The organism is Synechococcus sp. A15-60 (assembly GCF_014280095.1).
Lineage (GTDB): Bacteria > Cyanobacteriota > Cyanobacteriia > PCC-6307 > Cyanobiaceae > Synechococcus_C.
This window is the reverse complement of sequence record NZ_CP047933.1, coordinates 1293766-1308309: the sequence shown is the minus strand read 5'-3', so window position 1 is coordinate 1308309 and position 14544 is coordinate 1293766. Positions and strand designations below refer to the sequence as shown.

Genomic DNA, 14544 nt, shown 5'->3' with positions numbered 1-14544 from the left:
ATCATCACCGTGGCTTTTGTTAGTCGTGTCTGCCAAACCTCCAAAGGTTCCACCATTGATGCCATTGGACAGGGGCAGTACCGCGTCTGCAACGAACGCTGTGGATGCACGGTGAAGACAGGGCTTTGGGCTGCCTATGAAGCGCTCCGAGAGCTGGAGCAACGCACCGTTCACTGATTCAGACACCAAGCAGTGCCCTTCAAGGCAACCAACACCCGAATGGGACCAAGCCTTGATGAATCGCAATCAGTCACGATCTGCTGGCAGATCAAGCTTCACCGCAGAAACAATCCATTGCAATCGTCGGTTGGAGGTGTCTGAAAGCAGATCGTCTCCGGCGACCAGTACCCCACGGCAGGGAAACGAAGTCCCTGGCGTCGTGCTTCAGCATCCACCGCCGCAACACCCTTGGCCGTTACCAACACGTGCCCAGGCACCTCCACTTGATCAAGAAAATCTTGCTCCGGCATTTCCTTTTGAGGAGCCGCTGCCAAAGGCAGCGAACAAAGGGTGACGGCTGTTGCACAGGCCATGGGGAGCACAGAGCGGAATGACATCAAGTCCGACACAGCGAAATCAGTGCAGAGAGTTCAGTGAAAGCCAATCGGTGAATGCAACTGCTGAGCTTCAACCGAGACTTCATCCTGCCCATGGATAAACGGCTCAACCAAACCATGCCCGTTGCCCTCGCCTCGGGAACGGCCAAGGTGACTTGGTTGATTTCAGACTGATCAACGTTCGCCATCAGCATTAAACCGATGGCTTAGCGCTCAATCTCAAGCCTGCGTTGAAGCGAGGGCCCGCACAACGTCGCCACGGGTCAACACCCCGACAGGGCAACGTTGCGCATCCACCACGATTAAACGCTGGGTGCCTTTCTCATGCAGCATTGAGGCCGCTTTCGGCAACGGGAGGCTGATCGCACAACTGTGACTGTCCCGTCGCATCAGATCACCAACTGTGTTGCCCAGCACCTGATGCACTTGGCGATCCCAATTAAGGGGATTGCGCAGATAGATGACGCTGTCGAGCAACATCACATAAGGGCCGGCGTCCACACCGCTCTCGCGCACCATCAGATCCTGTTCGGTGAGCTCTCCGATCAGGGCGCCCGTGCCGTCGATCACGGGCAAACCGCTGACGTGATGGTCACTGAGCAGCGTGACCGCATCCTGAAGGGGCGTCTCAGCAGTCACCGTCAGCACCGGAGCGGACATCACTTCCCCGACCGTCTGCTGAAGCACCATGGGATCTGAACAACTGAATGCATTCTGAGCCTTGGTCTCTCCCTGGCGACGGTGGGCCGACAGCTTCACCCTGATCCGCGCCGTTCTCGGTGCTCCCCTGCTGTTGCTGCTCTCGTCAGAGCAGTTCGCCCTGGCATGGCTTTTGCTGCTGTTTGGTGCCTTCACTGACTGGGCGGACGGCTGGATGGCGCGTCGTGCCGATGGTGGCAGCAGCTGGGGAGCACGCCTTGACCCTCTGGCCGACAAGTTGATGATCAGCGCACCGCTGATCTGGCTAGCGGCCACTGAACAGCTGCCGGTTTGGTCGGTCTGGCTGCTGTTGGCACGCGAATTGCTGATCTCGGGATGGCGAGCGGGCAGCTCAAGCGGCGCTCCTGCCTCGTGGCTTGGGAAATGGAAAACCACCCTTCAATTTCTCAGCCTGTTCCTGATGCTGTGGCCCAAGAGCTGGGGCTCGGCCCAGTTCACAGAGATCATCCATGCGCTGGGCTGGTGGTTGTTCTGGCCCGGACTGGGACTCGCGCTTTGGTCGGCTTTGGCTTACCTCAAGCCCCAATCAACGCAGCATCAGCGCTGAAATCAGGATCAGCACTGGGGGTCAACGCGTAGTCCCTGCTGTAGCTGTCGGCCATGCACGCTGCTGCATCAAACCTGGGCGTCCAGGCCAGTTCGCGTTCAACCCGAGTGATGTCCGTCAGGAAATGACTCAATCTCAGAGGGAAAGCCTTGCGGGCTTTGGGATCCAGCCCACTGGGGTCAAAGCAGCGAAGATCCAACCTGTCCACGTCACGGCCACAGGCGACAGCCGCCGCGTGGATCAAGCCTCGGAAGGTAATGCCCTGTTTCGAGGAACAGTTGTAGATGCGATTGCAGGCAGCATCCACCTCGAGGCTGCGGGCCATCGCCTCAGCAAGATCCTCAACATGACCGATCTGGGTGATCGTGGTTCCATCGCCAGGCAGAGGGATCGGCCTTTTGTGAACGATCCGATCAAAGAACCATCGCTCCACCGGGTTGTAGTTGCCAGGACCAACGATGTAAGTAGGGCGGAAGCTCGTGAAGGGAACCCCCTCGCGCATCAGCCATGTTTCGGTTTCTCCCTTGCCGGCGTGCCGGCTGTCCGGATCGAGAGGGCTGTCCTCAGTCAGAGGCCAGACATCACTTCCCGAATACACACCCGCTGAGCTGACATACAGAAAACGATGGGCCGGCACACCGGTGCGTTCCAGCACGCGTTGGCTGTCATGCAACGTGCGTCCTGAACTGTCGACGATCACATCGAAATGACGGCCCTTGAGTTGATCGAGAGCTGGATCGTCTCCGCGATCACCGTTCACCGCCTCAACCCCTTCAGGCACAGGCTGCCGACCTCGGGTGAACACGGTGAGCTGGTGCCCTTGATGCAGCAAACGGCTCACCAGAGGCTTCCCAACGAAACGGGTTCCTCCCATCAACAGGATTTGCACGGTCAGCCAATCAGAACGGGGGGTATTGAAGCGTGCTCTCCTCACCCATGCAGGATGGGAAGCAGTCCAACCCCTCGACCATGCAGATCATTCCCGCCATTGACCTGCTGGGAGGTTCCTGCGTTCGATTGCATCAAGGGGACTACGACCAGGTCACCCGTTTCAGTGACGATCCCGTTGCCCAGGCCCTGAGCTGGCAGGCTCAAGGGGCGGAGCGACTTCATCTGGTGGACTTGGATGGGGCCCGCAGTGGAGAGCCGACCAATGATGCGGCGATTCGAGCGATCACAGAAGCTCTCACCATCCCGGTGCAGCTTGGGGGTGGTGTGCGTTCGGCAGAACGCGCTGAAGACCTGCTCCAATGCGGATTGGAGCGCGTCATCCTGGGCACCGTTGCCCTTGAAAAACCCGAATTGGTTGTGGAGCTGGCGGACCGCCATCCCGGTCGGGTGATCGTGGGCATCGATGCCCGACACGGCAAGGTCGCCACCCGGGGTTGGCTGGAAGACAGTGACACCGAAGCCACTGCCTTGGCTGCACGGTTCAGCGAATCGGCAATTGCCGCCATCATCAGCACCGACATCAGCACGGATGGAACGCTGGCAGGCCCCAACCTCACATCGTTGCGGGACATGGCCAAGGCCAGCGCGGTGCCGGTAATTGCCTCGGGAGGCGTTGGCTGCATGGCCGATCTGCTCGCTCTTCTGGCGCTGGAACCGCTAGGCGTGGAGGGTGTGATCGTGGGCCGCGCGCTCTACGACGGCCGTGTGGATCTCAAGGAGGCGTTAATGGCACTAGGCAACGGACGCATTCAGGATCCGCCGGCCGGTGTCATGGCAGATCTGGCCTGAACTCTGAACGTCGTCTTCACTTGACGTCGGTTTAACCTGAAGTCGTTACGACGACTGCCGTGGAGTCGCCAGCCCAGTCACCCCTGATCCAGGGCGCCGGAGGCGAAGGCACCTTGCAGGATGCGTTCGACCGCTGTCGGCACTTGGGCATGCGCCTTAGCCGTCAGCGGCGAATGGTGCTGGATCTCCTCTGGACGGAAGCCAGTCATCTCAGTGCACGCGACATCTTCGAACGACTCAATCAACAAGGGCGAAAAATCGGACATACGTCCGTGTATCAGAACCTCGAGGCACTGCAGACCGCTGGTGTGATCGAGTGCCTCGACCGTGCCAACGGGCGCCTATACGGCTATCGCAGCGATCCCCACAGCCACCTCACCTGCCTGGAGAGTGGCGCGATTGAGGATCTTGATGTTGAGCTTCCAGAGGCGCTGCTGAAGCAGATCGAACGGCGGACCGGTTATCGGATCGAGTCCTACACCCTTCAACTCAACGGACGTCCGAATTTGCCACTGGAGGATCAGGCTTAAGGCCGTTACCTTGCGCGCATAGGCGCAGTTCCAAGTCACCGTGAACGACCAGGTCCGGGAGATTCTTCTGTTCGCTCCCGAGCTCCTCGGTGAATCGCTGGCAGCTGAATTACCCACGGAAAACTGTCCCTGGCAGCTGAAACGATCGGCCGACGAACTCTCAGGCCATCCAGCCCTCGTGATTTGGTGTTTGACCAGTGATCCCACGATGGTGATCGTTCAGCGGGAGATTCTGCAGTTACAGCAACGCTGGGCTCCCGCACCCCTGCTGCTGGTTCTCCCGGCCGACTTCCGTCATGACCCTGCAGAACTCCTCGCTCTGAACTGCGATGGAATTGTTCAGGACCCCGATCTGCAGTCGTTAAGGGAGGCCGTGCAGACGGTGCTCTCAGGAGGACGTGTGCTGCGCTTCCGTGCCGGCTCACCTGATGCACCGAAACAGGATCAGCCTCTCGGTCTAGCGCAGGGACTGTTATTCAGTGGACTGCGGCAGATCGGACACGATCTGCAGGTCATGGAAGCCCTTCTCGATCCGCCCCCTAACGATGTCGTCCTGCAGCTCCTTCTGGAAGGGCGATGCCGGGAGCTGCGTGCAGCCAGAAATCTGTTGTTGTGGCTTTGGGGCCCCTTGCAAATGGGCTTAGCGGATGCCGTCCCCTTGCGCGCCAACAGCGAAACCCTTGACCTCACCCTCAGCGAACGCCAACCGAGCGCCGTTTGGAATGCCATCCAACAGCGCATTGAAGCAGCCATCGGGAATGGGCTGAGCAACAGCACCGGCCAACTGCTCGCCATTGAAGGACTCAACCCCGAACGTCGTCGCGACCTGCTGTTGACGCTGTTGAAGCAGCTGCATGAAGTGCTGCTTCGCCTACGCCACGATGATCTGGCCAGCAACCGGGATTGCAAAGCTCTCAGTGAGCGATGGCAGTCCCTGCAAATCGAAGTGAAGCAACAAGCGCTGCGCAGCGTGGCCGGGAGTTACGTGAGGATTCCTCTTGGTGAGGATCTGGTCCCAGTTGCCGATCAGCTGCTGAAGCGCACGAATCTTGAGCAGATGGATGACGAACTCCCTGACCCCCAGTCGATGCTGGCGTCGTTGGTCCTGGATCAACCCGTCTTGGTGGAGGGCCAGTTGCTGCCCTCCGATGACCCCAGGGCATTGATGCAACTGGAAACTCTGATCAGCAACTGGCTAGTGCGCACCGCTGAAATGATCGGCTCTGAACTGCTTGGGGTCTGTGGCGATTGGCCGGAGCTCCGTCGTTACCTGCTTCAGCAGGATCTGCTCTCCACCAGGGAACTCGAACGGTTGCGCAATCAGCTGAACAGCCAGTCGCGCTGGGAAGACTGGATCGAGCGACCGATCCGACTTTATGAAAGCCGCCGCTTGCTGTTTCAGCTCAAGTTTGGAAGGATTGAACCGCTCTTGCTCACCGAACCACGTGATCAAGAGCTCAGACAGCTGCGTTGGTGGCAGCAGCAGGTGGCATTGCTCGTGGAAGCACGCGACGCCATTGCTCCACAGGTGCAGGCCTTGGTCCGTCGCATCGGCGATCTGATGGTCGTGCTTCTCACCCAGGTCGTCGGCCGCGCCATTGGCCTGATCGGCCGTGGGATTGCCCAGGGCATGGGACGCACCCTTGGGCGCAGTTAAGACACTTTCAATGTCCTGAGACGTTGCACGTCAGAATGCAGCGCTGGTTTCCGGATCCATGATCACGTTCGTGCTGCGTTTCACCGTTGCGGTGCTGTCTTTTTGCCTGATGGTGCTGCCGGTGCAGGCCGCACGCGACACGGACAGCTACGACGGCAACATCTTCGCGCTGTATGCCGGCAATGGATCTCTGGTCCCCCCCGCGATCACGCTGGCCGAATCCCAGGCAGCAGGGCGCACCAGCGTCATCGTTTACTACCTCGATGACAGCAGCACGAGCAAAGCATTCTCCGGCGCGGTCTCAGAACTGCAACGGGTGTGGGGAAACAGCGTTGACCTCTTGCCTTTGACGACCGACGCTTTGCAGGGACGGTCGACCAGCGATCCCAGCGACCCTGCCCATTACTGGAAGGGCACCATTCCTCAGGTGGTTGTGATCGATGGTGCGGGCAAGCTGCACCTCGACGCCGATGGCCAGGTTGCTCTGGAAAGGATCAATGCAGCGGTGAGTGAAGCCACAGGTCTTCCCGCTCCAACACAGGGAAGCATCAGCATGAGTTTCAACGAACTCAACACAGAGGTGATCTCCCGCTGATCCCACCTCAGGGACGCTTTACGCTGCGCGCCATCAAGTTCGGCTGCAAGACAGCGTTGCCATGTGCGTTCTGCCCCTGATCCTTCTGCTCTTAGGACTCAGCGTGCTGTGGATCGAAGCGAGGCACCGACTGAGGCCCTCCTCTCCCCTCACGCTGCACCAGATGGACTGGAGCGTGAGCAAGGCCAGCGGCAACCTTGAACTCTCCGGTTGGTTGGAAATCGCCAACCCGCATCAACGGATGGAGATCTTTGTCCCTGAATTGGAGGTCAAACCGGTGTTGATCGGTAACGACGATCTCAGCGACATCGTGATCAGTACCAGGGTCACGCCCCATCACCCGGACGAAGAAAGTCGACCGGACGGTTACTGGCCCGCTTACATCGTTAAGGGGCACAAGCGCACAAGCGTTCAGGTCAACGTCAGCCTCAGCTGCCGCGATGGCGGCGATGTGTCGAGCCGGGTCGATACCGTCTGGATGGACGTGCACTGGATGAACTATGGCCCGTTCGGCCGTCTGTCTCGCCGCGAAGGTGTGGTGGTTCCTCTGCGTCGGCCTGCAGCGCTGCATCAGGAGAACGCAACCTTCCGTTCCGGCGATGGCTGTTCAGTGCTCCCGCTAAAAACCCATCTGCTCGGACCGCTCGACAACACCATCGATGTGTTGCGTCACTACGCCGGCGAGCTTGTGCAATCCGGAGACATCCTCACCATCGGTGAAACGCCAGTTGCTGTGATCCAAGGGCGTTACACCCATCCATGCATGGTGCACCCCAGCTGGATTGCCAGGCTGCTCTGCCGGGTATTTCACCCCACTAGCAGTCTGGCGACAGCCTGCGGCCTACAAACGCTGATCGATCAGGTGGGACCGACTCGGGTCATCCTGGCCTGGTCGATCGGCCTGGCCCTCAAGCTGATCGGACTCAAAGGCTGGTTTTATCGCCTGGCGGGAGATCAGGCACGCCTGATTGACGACATCACTGGCACCACACCTCCCTATGACCAAACGATCGTGCTCGGTCCGCAGGCTCCCAAGCAGCTCTGCGATGAGGCTGCGGCATCCCTTGGTGTCTCCGTGGCCATCGTTGATGTGAACGACCTGGGCCGCGTGAAGGTGCTGGCCTCCAGCGCAGGCTGTGATGAGGAGCTGTTGGATCGGGCTTTGCGACCGAACCCAGCCGGCAACGCCAATGAGCGCACTCCGCTTGTGTTGGTGCGACCCGCCTGAATCTCAGCGAACGAAAGTCAGCGATACATTGAAAGGGTGGTTGAGAGCTGCCGTGGTGCCGACAGCGGGATACCGACTCCGGGTCGAGTCCCTCAAAACCAGCCATCTGGCGCAACTGCCCAACGCGCAGCCAGCTCCTTACGGACTGAACCCCAACAGTCTGCAGGGTTTGATTGTTCAATCCTGGTTCAGTCGTTTTGATGATTGGTTGCCTGAACCTCTCAATGCCCGTCTCACACGCGCTCTGGCCTTGATTGAATCCGGCGCTGAGTCAGTCGACAGAGTCGAAGCGCTGGCGTTGATGCGATCAGGCAACCGTCGTCAGACCTGCTGGCATCTCGATCTGCTGGCGTTAGCATCCCCGCGTCACTTCAGCCGCCACCAGGGCTTGAGGCTGCTGATCCAAGAAGCCCTCAATGACCAGACCGCTCGCAACCACAGCTGGCTGGTGCGATGCGATTCACAGGACAGGCCACTACTGGATGTGCTGCGGGAGATGGGCTTCCAGCCACTCCGCCGTTCCCGGATCTGGAACCCACCGATCGCTGAGGCCGAGGACGTCGCGGATCCGACCCCAGCGGCCCCGCTGCCTGCAAGTCTCGTCTGGTGCGACCTCACCCGAAACAACGTTCGGCAACTTCTCGCCCTGGAACAGGCCAGCATCAGCCCCCATCACCGGCAGATTCTTGATCGTCATTGGAACGACCTGCTGGATTTGCGCGGAGGAGGCTCCAAGTTGCTAATGGCCGATCGTGATGGGAGCCGCCAGGTCATCGCAGGACTGATTCAACGGCCCTGGGGAATGGATGCTCCCCGACTGGAACTGATGCGTGGCCTGGCATGGGATGAGCGCATTGGAGCAGCCATGCCCACTGCTCTTGAGCATCTCCAACAACAGCGACCGACGCCGTCGTTGCTGGTGGCGGAGGACGATCAGACGCTTGGCGGGGTACTCGACGGCCTGGGTTGGAGGCCTGGCAGCCTCGAGGTCATGTTGGGACGCAGCGTGTGGCGACGGGTGAGCCAACGCAATCTTGGGGGCATTCGCCCGCTGCAATCGATGCTTGGACGTCTTCAGCCCCAACATCCACCCCTACCAACGCCCAGCCTGGCGCCCCGGCGGTGAGCGTGAGCCCAGAACCACGATCCGTTCTGAGCTTGGATGTCGGCCGGAAAAGAATCGGCCTGGCCGGTTGCGATGCCCTGGGACTGACGGTGACGCCAATCGCGGCGCTTCGCCGTGGGGCGTTCGAAGACGATCGAGAACAGATCACCCGACTTTGCAATCAGCGTCGGGTATCAGCCTTGGTGGTCGGGCTTCCACTCGATGACCGGGGCGAACCAACGGTGCAAGCTCGACACTGCAGGCGCTATGGACTGCGACTGGCCCAAACCCTCGCCTTACCGCTGGCATTTGTGAATGAACACAGCAGCAGCTGGGCTGCCGGGGAACGCCACCAGCTGCATGGTGATCGCAGCGGGCGGCTCGACAGTGCTGCTGCAGCCTTGCTGCTGGAACAGTGGTTGGTGGAGGGTCCAGAACCACAACCAATCGAGGCTGCGCCTGTCCAGCGTGGCGAGAAGGATGCTGATGCAGGATCCTGGTCTGAAACCACCCCAGCGCCATGAGCTCCAGCGGACCTGCCTCCAGCGGCGAGGTGCCCACCGTTCTCGTCAAGGACCGCGAAGGGCGCGATCTTCTCTGCTTCCTTGAGCAGCTGATTCCCCTTGACGGCACCGACTACGCATTGCTGACTCCGGTGGATACACCGGTCTGCTTGTTTCGCTTGCGTGATGGGGACGATCCGGAACTGGTCGACAGCATCACCAGCAGCGAACCGATCCTCTCGGTTGCCGATGTGGTGCTGCAGGAGCACGATCTCACCCTCGTGCGATCCGCCGTCACCCTCACTGTGAGCGGCGAACTGGATGAGCCGGATCCTGAAGATCTCGAAGACGAGGATAGTGACGATGAATCGGAAACCTATGAGCTGCTGGTGAGCTTCCTCGTCGACGAGCAGGAGTACGGGCTTTACATCCCTCTGGATCCGTTCTTTGTGGTCGCTCGCATGGACGACGGTTCCGCGGTGTTGGTGGAAGGCGAAGATTTCGATCGGATCCAACCCCGCATCGAAGCCGAACTCGACGATCGTGAGCTGTCTGAGTGATGCACCGTCACTGGCTGCGACCTGACTGGGACCCAGGGCTCACCCTGGCCCACCTACCCCTTGAACCCCTGCTGGGCCGCGGGATCCGGGTGATGCTGCTGGATGTCGATCGCACCTTGCTGCCCGGTCGTGATGTGGAACTTCCCGATGCCATGCAGCGCTGGGTGAATGACGCCTCACGGCACCTGCACCTTCACCTGATCAGCAACAACCCATCGCGAGCAAGGGTTCAGGCCGTTGCGCAACAGATGAAGGTGTCCTTCACCTGCGCGGCATCCAAACCGCGTCGCGGGGCGATTGTTCAGGTCATGAACCAGCTGTCTCATCCGCCGGCGCAGATCGCCATGGTGGGTGATCGTGTGCTGACGGACGTTCTGGTCGGCAACCGTCTTGGTCTCTACACCGTGCTGGTGCGACCACCACAACTGGATGGCTCACCCTGCAGCAACGACCGCGTGCAGCAGTTCGAGCGTCGCCTCGCCCGTTGGCTCGGTGCAGGAGGCCGATGACGCTCCGAGTCGTGAAAATTGGCACCAGCTTGCTGCGAGAGCGCCCTGGCGCGTCCACGGCTGAAGCGATTTCCACGCTTTCAGCCAGCCTGGCTGAATGCATCTCCGCGGGAGACCGCCTTGTGCTCGTCTCATCCGGGGCCGTCGGTTTGGGGTGCCAACGGCTTGGCATGGAGCGTCGCCCCTTGAACTTGACGGGTCTTCAGGCTGCAGCTGCGATCGGCCAGGGTTATCTGATGAGTCTTTATGAGGAGGCTCTCGCCCGCCATTCGATTCCGGTGGCCCAAGTGTTGCTGACCCGGGCTGATTTGGCAGACCGACGCCGCTATCGAAGTGCCTCGGCAACGCTCCATCAGCTACTCGAATGGGGTGTTCTCCCCATCGTCAATGAGAACGACACAGTGTCATCCGTGGAACTGCGGTTCGGCGACAACGACACCCTCTCAGCGCTGGTTGCAGCAGCGATTGGAGCCGATGATCTGATCCTCTTAACCGATGTGGCCAGTCTCTATTCAGCTGATCCGCGCAACGATGCGGATGCCCAACCGATCACCGACGTGATCCACCCATCCCAGATCGATGCGCTTGAAAAGGGCGCCGGAGATGGCGGCCAGTGGGGAACCGGTGGCATGACCACCAAACTGGCTGCGGCCCGGATCGCCACAGCCAGTGGCATCACTGTTCGCCTGGGTGATGGCCGGCAACCCGATGCGCTGCAAGCGATGCTGCGGGGTGGACGTGGAGGAACCGTGTTTCACCCACATCCGCAGCCACTTGGCAACCGCAAAAGTTGGTTGGCCCACGCCCTTCGACCCAGTGGTGTGCTGACCCTTGATGACGGTGCATGCCGTGCACTAACGGAGAAAGGTGCATCGCTGCTCTTGGTAGGCATCTCAGACCTGGAAGGGGAGTTCGATGCCAACCAGGCCGTGCGTCTCGTCAATGCCGCTGGCGAGGAGGTAGCCCGGGGGCTCAGCTCCATGGACAGCGCGAAGATCAGGGATCAGCTGGCCAAGGCAACCAGCGACGCCAGCCACCAAGGCGGCGCCCCTGTGGTGGTTCATCGCGACGCGATGGTGCTAATGACGCCTACGATCCGCCCGTCAGCGTCTTGATTCCATGCGCTTCAGCCAGTTGGTCGCCACCCTCAAGCAGGGCGAAGCTGGGGTTCTGGATGCCGCTACCGGTCATGACCCGGAGCTGCGCGGTGCCGCATCACTCGACCGCGCCCAAGCCGATCAGCTCAGCTTCCTGGAGCAGGGGAATGCCCTGATCAGCAGCCTGGAGACCAGTGCCGTCGGAGCGGTTCTGATTCCCGACCAAGCGGATCTGAAGTCGTTAGCTGAACAACGCGGTCTGGCCTGGGTGGTTTGCCGTGACCCCCGACTGGCTTTCGCAGAATCTCTCGAACAACTGCATCCCCATCCGACACCAGCTTCTGGAATTCACCCCAGCGCTGTGATCGCCGATCGCGTGCAGCTTGGCGCCGGAGTGAGCATCGCCGCCCATGTCTGCATCGGCGACGACACGCGCATCGGATCCCGCACCGTCATTCACCCGGGCGTGGTGATCTACGGGGATGTGGAGATTGGACACGGTTGCGAACTTCACGCCAATGCTGTTCTGCATCCCGGCAGCCGCGTCGGCGATCACTGTGTGGTCCATTCCAATGCCGTGGTCGGGTCTGAGGGCTTCGGCTTTGTGCCAACGGCCAAGGGATGGCGAAAGATGCCGCAAACGGGGCTGGTGGTGCTGGAAGACGGCGTTGAAGTGGGATGTGGCAGCACCATTGACCGTCCTTCGGTCGGCGAGACACGCATCGGTGCCGGCACCAAGATCGACAATCTGGTGCAAATCGGACATGGCGTTGAAACCGGTCGCGGCTGTGCCCTGGCCTCCCAGGTGGGCATCGCCGGTGGTGCCCAGCTGGGGAACGGCGTGATCCTGGCCGGCCAGGTGGGGGTTGCCAACCGCGCCCGCATTGGCGACCGCGCCATCGCCAGCTCCAAGAGCGGCATCCATGGCGAAGTGGCTGCAGGAGAAGTGGTCAGCGGCTATCCAGCCATTCCCAATCGTCTTTGGCTGCGCTGTTCAGCAGCGTTCGCCAAACTTCCCGATCTAAATAAACAACTGCGGGAACTCAGGAGGGAGATCAGCGCCTTGAAGAGCGAGGCCCAACCGCCTCAGTAACCTCGCAGGCTGCACCTGCATTTCTGAGATTCCATGCGTCAGCATCGCGTCGTCCTCCTGCCTGGTGACGGCATCGGACCGGAAATCACAGCGGTGGCCCGCCGACTTCTGGATGCGGTGAGCCAGCGCCACGGATTCACCCTCAGCTTTGTGGAGCATCCGATGGGGGGTGCAGCGATTGATGCCACCGGGGAGCCACTTCCTGACAGCACACTGGCCGCCTGCCGCGCGGCAGACGCTGTGCTCCTGGCGGCCATTGGCAGCCCACGGTTTGACACTCTCCCCAGAGAGAAACGTCCGGAAAGCGGACTGCTGGCCCTGCGAGCGGGCATGGAACTGTTTGCCAATCTGCGGCCGGTAAAAATCGTTCCCGCCTTGATCGATGCCAGCACGCTGCGCCCGGAGGTGATCGAGGGCGTGGATCTGATGGTGGTGCGTGAATTGACCGGTGGGATCTACTTCGGACAGCCGAAAGGTCGGGTTGAAGCCGATGGGGAAGAGCGCGGTTTCAACACGATGACCTACGCGAGCTCCGAAGTGGATCGCATCGCCAAAGTGGCCTTTGACCTGGCCAAGGAACGACGGGGGCAGCTGTGTTCGGTTGACAAGGCCAATGTGCTGGATGTGAGCCAGTTGTGGCGTGATCGAGTCAACAGGATGGCCCCGCAATACAACGATGTGAACGTCAGCCATATGTATGTCGACAACGCGGCCATGCAGCTGGTGCGCGCTCCACGTCAGTTCGATGTTCTGCTCACAGGCAATCTCTTCGGCGACATCCTGAGCGACGAGGCGGCCATGCTCACGGGCTCCATCGGCATGTTGCCGTCTGCGTCCCTCGGCTCCGATGGTCCTGGATTGTTCGAACCGGTGCACGGCTCTGCCCCAGACATCGCGGGTCAAGACAAAGCCAACCCAATGGCCATGGTGCTGTCTGCAGCCATGATGCTGCGCATCGGCCTGAAGGAGGCCGAGGCAGCCACTGCCCTTGAACAGGCCGTCGACCAAGTGCTGGCCTCGGGCTTCCGGACCGGAGACCTGATGGCGGATGGATGCACCGCGCTTGGCTGCGCAGCCATGGGTGAAGCACTGGTCAAGGCTCTGGGCTCGTAACAGCCATTACAGACGCCGGCCCCACGCCAGGTGAAGCGGGCCGGCGACCTGGCAAACTCGCCTGGTGCCGTCTCTCTGCGTCGATGTCGAAACGCCATCCAGTTGTCGCCGTTACTGGTTCTTCCGGCGCCGGTACCAGCACCGTGAAACGGGCTTTCGAGCACATCTTCGCTCGCGAGAACATCACGCCCGCGGTGGTCGAAGGCGACAGCTACCACCGCTTCGAGCGGATGGCCATGAAAGAAGCCATGGCTGACGCTCTTGCCAAAGGTGAAAACTTCTCCCATTTCGGACCCGAGGCGAACCTCTTCGACAAGCTCGAGGAGCTGTTCCGCATCTATGGCGAGACTGGTGGTGGGCAAAAACGTTATTACCTGCACAGCGTTGAAGAGGCTGCTGAGCACAACGCACGTTTGGGTGTGAATCTCGAGCCCGGCCAATTCACCCCTTGGGAAGAGATCCCCAGCGGCACCGATGTGCTGTTCTACGAAGGGCTGCATGGCGGTGTGAAGGGCGATGGCTACGACGTGGCAGCCCTCGCCGACTTGCTGGTGGGTGTGGTGCCCATCACCAACCTCGAATGGATTCAGAAGATCCATCGCGACAACGCTGAACGTGGCTACTCAGCGGAAGCGATCGTGGACACGATCCTGCGTCGCATGCCGGATTACATCAACCACATCTGCCCGCAGTTCAGTCAGACCGACATCAACTTCCAGCGGGTGCCCACGGTGGACACCTCCAATCCCTTCATCTGCAGGAACATCCCATCTCCTGACGAGAGCTTCGTGATCATCCACTTCCGCAAGGGAGCACGCGAAAAGTGGGGAATTGATTTCAACTATCTGCTGAGCATGATTCACGACTCCTTTATGTCTAGCCCCACCAGCATCGTTGTGAATGGCGGAAAGATGGGCTTCGCCATGGAACTGATCCTCACTCCGATTATTCACCGCATGATCGAAGAGAAAAACAAGTTGGCTTGATCAA

The 14544-nt window shown here is 60.4% G+C and carries 18 protein-coding genes; 15 read left to right on the top strand and 3 right to left on the bottom strand.

Annotated features, from left to right (window positions below):
• The first annotated feature begins 9 nt into the window (after positions 1-9).
• On the top strand, positions 10-177 hold the full coding sequence (locus SynA1560_RS07210) for a hypothetical protein (protein ID WP_186468691.1): 168 nt from the start codon (positions 10-12) through the stop codon (positions 175-177).
• Positions 178-275: 98 nt separating this feature from the next.
• Here SynA1560_RS07210 and SynA1560_RS07205 read toward each other — a convergent pair whose 3' ends face one another.
• Together SynA1560_RS07205 and SynA1560_RS07200 are read right to left on the bottom strand one after the other, a co-directional pair.
• The gene (locus SynA1560_RS07205) at positions 276-557 is read right to left on the bottom strand and encodes a hypothetical protein (protein WP_186468690.1); all 282 of its coding nucleotides are present in this window, start codon (positions 555-557) and stop codon (positions 276-278) included.
• A gap of 219 nt (positions 558-776) precedes the next feature.
• Positions 777-1247 carry a CBS domain-containing protein gene (locus SynA1560_RS07200; protein WP_186468689.1) on the bottom strand — a complete coding sequence of 157 codons (471 nt, stop codon included), beginning with the start codon at positions 1245-1247 and terminating at the stop codon, positions 777-779.
• Between the two features lie 31 nt (positions 1248-1278).
• Here SynA1560_RS07200 and pgsA point away from each other — a divergent pair, with 31 nt between their 5' ends.
• Positions 1279-1824, top strand: a complete 546-nt coding sequence (gene pgsA / locus SynA1560_RS07195; protein WP_186499907.1) for a CDP-diacylglycerol--glycerol-3-phosphate 3-phosphatidyltransferase — start codon at positions 1279-1281, stop codon at positions 1822-1824.
• Here pgsA and SynA1560_RS07190 read toward each other — a convergent pair.
• Positions 1793-2713, bottom strand: a complete 921-nt coding sequence (locus tag SynA1560_RS07190) for an NAD-dependent epimerase/dehydratase family protein (protein ID WP_255476864.1) — start codon at positions 2711-2713, stop codon at positions 1793-1795. The two genes, pgsA and SynA1560_RS07190, sit on opposite strands and share 32 nt — an antisense overlap.
• Before the next feature lie 80 nt (positions 2714-2793).
• On the opposite strand from SynA1560_RS07190, the gene hisA reads away from it, so the two are divergent.
• The 13 genes from hisA (at position 2794) to SynA1560_RS07125 (ending at position 14540) form a co-directional block, all read left to right on the top strand.
• Positions 2794-3564 (top strand): 1-(5-phosphoribosyl)-5-[(5-phosphoribosylamino)methylideneamino]imidazole-4-carboxamide isomerase, encoded by a 771-nt coding sequence (gene hisA, locus SynA1560_RS07185; protein WP_186471081.1) that lies wholly within the window; start codon positions 2794-2796, stop codon positions 3562-3564.
• Between the two features lie 149 nt (positions 3565-3713).
• Positions 3714-4094 (top strand): Fur family transcriptional regulator, encoded by a 381-nt coding sequence (locus tag SynA1560_RS07180; RefSeq protein WP_186471080.1) that lies wholly within the window; start codon positions 3714-3716, stop codon positions 4092-4094.
• Between the two features lie 40 nt (positions 4095-4134).
• The gene (locus SynA1560_RS07175; protein WP_186499906.1) at positions 4135-5751 is read left to right on the top strand and encodes a DUF3685 domain-containing protein; all 1617 of its coding nucleotides are present in this window, start codon (positions 4135-4137) and stop codon (positions 5749-5751) included.
• Positions 5752-5809: 58 nt separating this feature from the next.
• Positions 5810-6346, top strand: coding sequence for a thylakoid membrane photosystem I accumulation factor (locus SynA1560_RS07170; RefSeq protein ID WP_186468686.1), 537 nt, complete (start codon positions 5810-5812; stop codon positions 6344-6346).
• Between the two features lie 61 nt (positions 6347-6407).
• Complete coding sequence (locus SynA1560_RS07165) at positions 6408-7574, top strand: F420-0:Gamma-glutamyl ligase (RefSeq protein ID WP_186499905.1); 1167 nt, start codon at positions 6408-6410, stop codon at positions 7572-7574.
• 52 nt (positions 7575-7626) lie between these two features.
• Complete coding sequence (locus SynA1560_RS07160; protein WP_186499904.1) at positions 7627-8700, top strand: hypothetical protein; 1074 nt, start codon at positions 7627-7629, stop codon at positions 8698-8700.
• Positions 8701-8726: 26 nt separating this feature from the next.
• Positions 8727-9203, top strand: coding sequence for a Holliday junction resolvase RuvX (gene ruvX, locus SynA1560_RS07155; protein ID WP_370523221.1), 477 nt, complete (start codon positions 8727-8729; stop codon positions 9201-9203).
• Positions 9200-9742, top strand: a complete 543-nt coding sequence (locus tag SynA1560_RS07150) for a DUF3727 domain-containing protein (protein WP_186468682.1) — start codon at positions 9200-9202, stop codon at positions 9740-9742. The genes ruvX and SynA1560_RS07150 overlap by 4 nt, the downstream gene beginning before the upstream one ends.
• Entirely contained in the window at positions 9742-10251 is a 510-nt protein-coding gene (locus SynA1560_RS07145) for a YqeG family HAD IIIA-type phosphatase (RefSeq protein WP_186468681.1), read from the top strand. Before SynA1560_RS07150 ends, SynA1560_RS07145 begins: the two co-directional genes overlap by 1 nt.
• A complete protein-coding gene (gene proB, locus SynA1560_RS07140; RefSeq protein WP_186499903.1) occupies positions 10248-11366 on the top strand; it encodes a glutamate 5-kinase in 1119 nt (372 codons plus the stop codon). The genes SynA1560_RS07145 and proB overlap by 4 nt, the downstream gene beginning before the upstream one ends.
• Positions 11367-11370: 4 nt before the next feature.
• A complete protein-coding gene (gene lpxD / locus SynA1560_RS07135) occupies positions 11371-12441 on the top strand; it encodes a UDP-3-O-(3-hydroxymyristoyl)glucosamine N-acyltransferase (protein ID WP_186499902.1) in 1071 nt (356 codons plus the stop codon).
• A gap of 33 nt (positions 12442-12474) precedes the next feature.
• Positions 12475-13554 (top strand): 3-isopropylmalate dehydrogenase, encoded by a 1080-nt coding sequence (gene leuB, locus SynA1560_RS07130; protein ID WP_186468678.1) that lies wholly within the window; start codon positions 12475-12477, stop codon positions 13552-13554.
• 83 nt (positions 13555-13637) lie between these two features.
• On the top strand, positions 13638-14540 hold the full coding sequence (locus tag SynA1560_RS07125) for a phosphoribulokinase (RefSeq protein WP_186468677.1): 903 nt from the start codon (positions 13638-13640) through the stop codon (positions 14538-14540).
• The last annotated feature ends 4 nt before the right edge of the window (positions 14541-14544 follow it).

Coding starts and splice junctions, on each gene's coding strand:
- SynA1560_RS07200 (WP_186468689.1), bottom strand. CDS start 1,247: ATGGTGCTTCAGCAGACGGTCGGGGAAGTGATGTCCGCTCCGGTGCTG.
- leuB (WP_186468678.1), top strand. CDS start 12,475: ATGCGTCAGCATCGCGTCGTCCTCCTGCCTGGTGACGGCATCGGACCG.
- lpxD (WP_186499902.1), top strand. CDS start 11,371: ATGCGCTTCAGCCAGTTGGTCGCCACCCTCAAGCAGGGCGAAGCTGGG.
- SynA1560_RS07125 (WP_186468677.1), top strand. CDS start 13,638: ATGTCGAAACGCCATCCAGTTGTCGCCGTTACTGGTTCTTCCGGCGCC.
- SynA1560_RS07170 (WP_186468686.1), top strand. CDS start 5,810: ATGATCACGTTCGTGCTGCGTTTCACCGTTGCGGTGCTGTCTTTTTGC.
- SynA1560_RS07180 (WP_186471080.1), top strand. CDS start 3,714: ATGCGCCTTAGCCGTCAGCGGCGAATGGTGCTGGATCTCCTCTGGACG.
- SynA1560_RS07145 (WP_186468681.1), top strand. CDS start 9,742: ATGCACCGTCACTGGCTGCGACCTGACTGGGACCCAGGGCTCACCCTG.
- SynA1560_RS07205 (WP_186468690.1), bottom strand. CDS start 557: ATGTCATTCCGCTCTGTGCTCCCCATGGCCTGTGCAACAGCCGTCACC.
- hisA (WP_186471081.1), top strand. CDS start 2,794: ATGCAGATCATTCCCGCCATTGACCTGCTGGGAGGTTCCTGCGTTCGA.
- SynA1560_RS07150 (WP_186468682.1), top strand. CDS start 9,200: ATGAGCTCCAGCGGACCTGCCTCCAGCGGCGAGGTGCCCACCGTTCTC.
- proB (WP_186499903.1), top strand. CDS start 10,248: ATGACGCTCCGAGTCGTGAAAATTGGCACCAGCTTGCTGCGAGAGCGC.
- SynA1560_RS07165 (WP_186499905.1), top strand. CDS start 6,408: ATGTGCGTTCTGCCCCTGATCCTTCTGCTCTTAGGACTCAGCGTGCTG.